Annotated in this window: 1 protein-coding gene; it reads left to right on the top strand. The window is 62.4% G+C overall.

What is annotated here, in order from left to right:
- A partial coding sequence (locus R0J88_RS21655; protein WP_410901127.1) for a hypothetical protein occupies nt 1-255 on the top strand: 255 nt, incomplete at both ends.

The following is a 255-nucleotide window of genomic DNA, read 5'->3' as shown; positions in this document are numbered from 1 at the left end:
CGCCGTCAGCCTGCGTTGTTCCTCTTTCACGATCAGTTTCTGCACTCTTCCCATATGCAGGACGCCCTGAGGGTGGCCAATCAGGAGCGCGCCGCGCCCTTGCTGGACGCCTTCGCGCTGGGCCAGCAGTCCGGCATCCTCAAGCAGATCGATCTCGCCCTCATCGAGGTGTTCATGTTCCGGTCGATCTACAGCCTGCTGCAGGGCTCCAGTTGCCAGTTGCCGGCCATCAGTGATGCCAGCTTCGACCAGGCC

Origin of the sequence: Pseudoalteromonas sp. SIMBA_162, from assembly GCF_046535955.1 — a bacterium.
Classification (GTDB): domain Bacteria; phylum Pseudomonadota; class Gammaproteobacteria; order Enterobacterales; family Alteromonadaceae; genus Pseudoalteromonas; species Pseudoalteromonas marina.
Note: the sequence above shows the minus strand (reverse complement) of the source record. Positions and strands in the feature narration are given on the sequence as shown.